At 55.4% G+C, this 5,791-nt stretch carries 6 protein-coding genes and 2 rRNA genes; 1 reads left to right on the top strand and 7 read right to left on the bottom strand.

The annotated features are described in order from the left end of the window. From C7459_RS22295 to larE, 4 genes are all read right to left on the bottom strand, one after another. Positions 1 to 187: ribosomal RNA gene (locus tag C7459_RS22295) — 16S ribosomal RNA — on the bottom strand; the annotation flags it as partial. 173 nt (positions 188 to 360) lie between these two features. Next, positions 361 to 1,653, bottom strand: a complete 1,293-nt coding sequence (gene larC, locus C7459_RS22290; RefSeq protein ID WP_109691444.1) for a nickel pincer cofactor biosynthesis protein LarC — start codon at positions 1,651 to 1,653, stop codon at positions 361 to 363. Continuing rightward, positions 1,653 to 2,414 (bottom strand): nickel pincer cofactor biosynthesis protein LarB, encoded by a 762-nt coding sequence (gene larB, locus C7459_RS22285; protein ID WP_109691443.1) that lies wholly within the window; start codon positions 2,412 to 2,414, stop codon positions 1,653 to 1,655. The genes larC and larB overlap by 1 nt, the downstream gene beginning before the upstream one ends. Further along, the gene (larE, locus tag C7459_RS22280) at positions 2,411 to 3,220 is read right to left on the bottom strand and encodes an ATP-dependent sacrificial sulfur transferase LarE (protein WP_109691442.1); all 810 of its coding nucleotides are present in this window, start codon (positions 3,218 to 3,220) and stop codon (positions 2,411 to 2,413) included. Before larE ends, larB begins: the two co-directional genes overlap by 4 nt. Before the next feature lie 82 nt (positions 3,221 to 3,302). Between larE and C7459_RS22275 the strand changes: the two genes are divergently transcribed. Continuing rightward, entirely contained in the window at positions 3,303 to 3,560 is a 258-nt protein-coding gene (locus tag C7459_RS22275) for a hypothetical protein (RefSeq protein WP_109691441.1), read from the top strand. 56 nt (positions 3,561 to 3,616) lie between these two features. On the opposite strand, the gene C7459_RS22270 is transcribed toward C7459_RS22275, so the two are convergent. The 3 genes from C7459_RS22270 to rrf all read right to left on the bottom strand — a co-directional run bounded on the left by C7459_RS22270 (position 3,617) and on the right by rrf (position 5,778). Beyond that, the gene (locus tag C7459_RS22270; RefSeq protein WP_170119617.1) at positions 3,617 to 4,999 is read right to left on the bottom strand and encodes an alkaline phosphatase family protein; all 1,383 of its coding nucleotides are present in this window, start codon (positions 4,997 to 4,999) and stop codon (positions 3,617 to 3,619) included. A gap of 104 nt (positions 5,000 to 5,103) precedes the next feature. After that, complete coding sequence (locus C7459_RS22265) at positions 5,104 to 5,592, bottom strand: GNAT family N-acetyltransferase (RefSeq protein ID WP_109691439.1); 489 nt, start codon at positions 5,590 to 5,592, stop codon at positions 5,104 to 5,106. Positions 5,593 to 5,661: 69 nt separating this feature from the next. Then, positions 5,662 to 5,778 (bottom strand): 5S ribosomal RNA (gene rrf, locus C7459_RS22260). Positions 5,779 to 5,791 lie beyond the last annotated feature (13 nt).

Raw genomic sequence — 5,791 nt, 5'->3', positions numbered from 1 at the left:
AAGAGATCATCCGGTATTAGCACTCGTTTCCAAGCGTTATCCCAGTCTGCCAGGCAGGTTACCCACGTGTTACTCACCCGTCCGCCGCTGACATCAATGGAGCAAGCTCCACATCAGTCCGCTCGACTTGCATGTATTAGGCACGCCGCCAGCGTTCGTCCTGAGCCAGGATCAAACTCTCAATTAAAGTTTGATTCAAGGCTCGAATCGATTCTCATCTATCACTCGTTTAGTTTTCAAGGATCAATCTCGTCACCACCGTGTCTCTCGCGGCGACAAGAGTTATCTTATCATGCCCACAGTATCGACACAACGCGATATTTCCTCAAATTCCCGCCCGACGAAACAAAAAGCCGCCTCTCAGCGACTCTCAGTAGACAAGCTCCTTTTCTTGTTCTCATACACCGCCGCACGATAGACTTCACGAAAAGGTACGTCCTTCATATGTGCAAGTCGTGCAACATCCTCGTATTCGGGCGTCGCTTGCACTACCTGTCCGTCCAACCGACCGATCTTCAAGCGAACCGGCCCATAGGCCGTTTCTACTTCCTCAAACTCACGCTCCAACGCACGCCTCGTCCACACGCTTTGCCGCACGCCAAACGTCGTGGTCTCTCGCAACAGGAGTTCTTCCATCCGCACGACATCAGCAGGAGCGCACAGCACGCTGACCAGCGTGCCTGGGCGGTTTTTTTTCATCTGGACAGAAGTGAAGTAGACATCAAGAGCCCCAACTTCAAAGAGTCGCTCCATGACGTACCCACAGGTTTCCGCCGAGCAATCGTCCACTTGAGCCTCCAAGACATGAATCGTCTCGCGGGCCGTGCTCTCAACAGCCTGTCCCAGCAGAACGCGAACGACATTGGGATGAGCGAAGTCCTTGGTCCCGGCCCCATACCCGATGGCTTCAACGGTGAAGTTCTCCAATGGACCGAAGCGAGTAGCGAGCGCTTTTAACACGCCAGCCCCAGTAGGCGTAGTCAATTCCCCCTCTGCAGGAGACTTGGCGAGCGGGATTCCTTTTAGTAGTTCGGCGGTGGCCGGAGCCGGGATCGGGTACAGGCCATGCGCCATTTTTACCTTTCCATAGCCAGTAGGAACAGCGGATGAGAACACTCGTTCCACTTGTAGACTTTCCATCGCCAAACAGATCCCAATCGTGTCCAAGATCGAGTCCATCGCGCCGACTTCATGGAAATGCACGTCTGCCGGATCAATACCGTGAATCTTCCCCTCCGCGACCGCAATCGCCTCGAAAATAGCAGTACTCCGCGCGATCACCCGCTCCGGAAGTTCACTCTCCCGAATCATCTCCAAGATCATGGCCGCCTTGCGATGCCCGCCCTGATCATCCGAATGCCCGTGTGCGTGTCCGAGATGCCCGTTGCCATGCTCGTGCGAATGCCCATCCTCATGCGAATGCGAATGCCCATGCCCTTGCCGCCCCCCCACCTCAGGCAGCCGAATCCCCAACTTCTTCGCTGTGATCCCCCGCTTGTCTACCGTATCTACCCACAGATCAAACTCATCCACAGGCAGTTTTTCTAACTCGCGCTTCACATACTGCAGGTCGGCGCCTGCATCAATCAGCGCCGCCAGCAGCATATCTCCGCTCATGCCAGAGATGCAATCCACATACAACGTCCTACTCATCACGCCAAACTCGCTCCTTCCAAAATCGCCTGTTGCATGATCGACGCCGCATAAGCCGCGCCAAATCCATTGTCGATATTCACCACCGTCACCCCCGCCGCACATGACGTCAACATCGAGAGCAAGGGTGTCAATCCCGCAAAGTGCGCTCCATACCCAACACTCGTCGGCACCGCGATCACCGGTCGGCGAACCAGACCGCCGACCACGCTCGCCAGCGCTCCTTCCATCCCAGCGACCACGATCAAAACGCTTGCCTGCTGCAACCGCTCCCGATGAGCCAACAACCGGTCGATCCCTGCCACACCGACATCGTAGAGACGATCGACCTCGCTGCCCATCCACGACGCCGTCCGCGCAGCCTCCTCTGCAACAGGGACATCTGCCGTCCCCGCCGACACGACCGCGATCGTTCCGTGATAGCGCCGCTCCCCACCGCCCGCCATGATCAAGCGGGCGACCGGATCATACACAGCGACAGGCACCGATGCCCGAACGGCCGCCACCATCTCTGGATCTGCCCGCGTCACCATCACACGCCCATGCTGCTCATACAACTTGGCAAAAATTGCCCGGACCTGCTCGGGCGTTTTCCCTTGACCAAAAATCACCTCTGGATACCCGGTCCGCCGCTCTCTTGCATAGTCGACCTTGCCAAATCCCAGATCCTCAAACCCGCAAATCTCCGCCTCCGCCTGCTCTACCGACAGCTCCCCCGTCTGCAGACGACCCAATACAGCCCGCAAAACCTGTGCGTTCATCGCTTCACTCCGAGCGTCTCGTTCATGGAGCCGCTGCGATACCCTTGCAGATCGAGGGTCACATACGAAAAACCTTCTTCCTTCAGAATCGCCGTGATTTCATCCGCGTATTCGACTGCACGCGCCAACTCGTCGCGCAACACCTCCACGCGAGCGATCTGATCATGGTGACGCAAGCGAATTTGCCGAAATCCGAGCGCTCGCAACCGCTCCTCGCCCCGGTCGAGCTGCCCCACTTTTTCCAATGTAATCAAATTCCCATACGGAATCCGCGACGACAAGCAGGCAAATGACGGCTTTTCCCAATTCGACAACCCCATCTCGCGCGCCATCTCGCGCAACTCTTCCTTATAAATATCCGCTTCCTGCAACACCGAGCGGATCGCAAACTCCTTGGCGGCCTGTCGCCCTGGTCGGTAGTCACCGAGATCATCCATGTTCGCGCCATCCAGCACCCACGCGATCTCACGCTCCTGTGCAAGCGCCGTCAACTGCGAATACAGCCCTGCCTTGCAGTGGTAACAGCGATCTGGATTGTTCGCCACAAAATTCGGATTCGCCATCTCCCGAATCTCGATCACCTCATGGCGCACCCCCAACTCCGCCGCCAACGCAACCGCCTCCCGCAACTCCCGATCGGGAAACGTCTCGCTTGCCGCCGTCACAGCCAAAACACGATCTCCGAGCACTTCCTTTGCACAAGCGAGGACAAACGTGCTGTCGATCCCCGCTGAGAACGCCACGATCACCTGATCCATCTCGCGTAAAATTCCGTACAACTGTGTCTTTTTTTCTGACAATCTCATTGGCAAATCTCCCCTTTCCTTTCACAGGGACATGCGGTATTGTTACAAGTGCGCATACTACACGCAGGAGGTGACATCCCCGATGATGCTTTCACGAGAAACGGTATACGATTTGGAGAACTTTTATGACCGAATTGCGGACGAAGACGAAGAACTCGTTGACAACCAGTTCACCAAACTCCAAACCATCCACAGAGAAATCGTGCAAAAACACAAGTACAAAACCGATGACCTCGACGACAAACTCGTCAGTCTCTTCCTCCAAGCTGCAACTTCCCAAGGTGTAGAGGAGAAGTGGGCCAAGGGCTACCTCTTCTACGAATACTTTGACAAGGAATAAGAAAAAGACTCGATCCACACTGGATCGAGTCTTTTTTTGGCTAAAAACGCTGCCGCTCACTTCCGTTTGGCACGTTGAGCATTCACGAGCATCGCCAACAACTCCCCCAATCGCACGGCCGCGATTCCGGCAAAATCGCGTTCCAACCCCGACAACTTCGGTGGAAAAAGCGACGATTTCGGTACCTGCGGCTTCGGAATGAATGGATCGTCCACACGCGGCTTTGCAAGGGATAGCACCTGCCCAATGTCCACAGCCTGCTTGTCACGCTCTGTCAAGGGCCGTAAATTCCAACGCGACGTCAAAGTCTTGATCATCGAGGCATGCTCCAACGGTACCTCGTGCCCGTCTGTATTTTTTGCCCGAAATACCGTTCCCGGCTCGATATACGGCGAGACCACAACCGTGCACACCCGCACCCCGAGTCTGTCGAAATGAAAGCCTTCCTGCCCTGCAGAGGCTTTTTTCTCAGGTGGTGTGGTAGCAGGGGGTGGGACATGATCATAACAGCCCCCATGTTCGTCGTAGGTGATGAGGAACAGTGTTCGCTCCCAGTTCTTGCCTTTCCTCAATGCTTGGTACACATCATAGATCAACTGCTCGCCTTGCGCCACACTATAGGGGGGATGCTGGTCGTTGCGTTGACCCCCCCAGTTGTTGAAGCGCGGTTCAATGAACGTGTAGTGTGGCAAAGTCCCCTTGGCTGCATCGGAGTAAAAGCGCTCCATGAAGTGAAAGTTCGTGTTCCAATGACCTGCTAGTTTGCGAAAGTGGATCAACATCGTCAGCGAGGCGACCGTGGCTTTGTCATAATAGACGCCCCACGACAAGCCGGCCTCCGACAAGCGGTTAAAAATCGTATCCGTATCATTTTGTAGCCAGTTGATGTAGGGCCAGTTGTTCACCAAGCCTGCCGACGTCGCCGCGTGAAAAAACGACCGATTCGTCCACGTCTGACTCGGCACCGAGCAAAACCAACGGTCACACACTCCATATTGCTTCGCCAGCGTGCTGATCACCGGAACTTGTTGTGGCGTGAATCCGTCCATGATCGTTTTGTAGGCTTGGTATGTGGCCTCAACGTCCTCCTCGCGCAAGACCTCGATGTAGTCCTGCACGAAGCCCTTCATCTCTGCGCGGCGCCCAGGTTGCGGAGTGGGAGTTCCATACAATTGACGGTTGATGTGTCGGAACTCCTCACCTGGATCGGTCGTCGGTGCCAAGTCCTGACTGCCCCGCCCGACGGGGACTTCCTTGCGCCATGCATCCGACGCGTTTTTGGGGATCGGATTGGAGAGCCTTTTGCCATCGACCCAGTCAAACACCTGTCCCCGTGGTGCTTTCCCCTTTGGATACAGCCACCCCGCCATGTTGTCGAAGGAGCGATTCTCCATCATCAACACGACGACGTGGTCGAACTTTTTCAGATTGTCCCCCATCCCCCTCAACTCCACCCTTGGTTCTAGTCCAAGATATGAAAAAAAGACGCGATCCGTCACGGATCGCGTCTTCCGATTCACTACAACATCTCTCATAACTTCATTCACAGCATCAGTTGATAAAACTCCACGTCCTGCCAGGCATCGAACTTGTACCCAACCTGTCGGAAGCGGCCACAGAGCTCAAATCCGAACGCCTGATGCAACTTCACACTGCCGTCGTTCCCAGCCGTGATCCCGGCGATAACCGTATGGTAGCCCAATTGGCGAGCGCGTTGCAGCAGATCTTCCAACAGCGCCTTGCCAATCCCTTGTCGTTGGAAGCGCTCATCTATGTACACGGAGTTTTCTACCGAATTGCGGTACGCTTCTTTGTCACGAAACTTGGAGAGACAGCCATACCCAGCGATCTGGCCCTCTTGCTCCGCGACGATCAGTGGGTGCTGGTCGTCATACTTATGAAACCAGACCTCGCGTTGCTCGTAAGTTTGCACTTCCAAATCAAACGTTGCCGTCGTCGTCTCCACTGCGCGGTTGTAGATTGCCAGCAGCGCCGGCAGATCCTCGATCCGTGCCTCTCGGATTGTCACCATCCCACTACCACCTCCATGTAGAAAAAAGACCCGATCCTCCCTAGAGAATCGGGTCTTTTCAGTTCCTATGCCCCGCGACGTCCTACTCTCCCAGGACCCTGCGGTCCAAGTACCATCGGCGCTGGAAAGCTTAACTTCTGTGTTCGAGATGGGAACAGGTGTGACCTTTCCGCCATCATCACGAGACTGTGACAACTGG

Origin of the sequence: Tumebacillus permanentifrigoris, from assembly GCF_003148565.1 — a bacterium.
Classification (GTDB): Bacteria; Bacillota; Bacilli; order Tumebacillales; family Tumebacillaceae; genus Tumebacillus; species Tumebacillus permanentifrigoris.
Note: the sequence above shows the minus strand (reverse complement) of the source record. Positions and strands in the feature narration are given on the sequence as shown.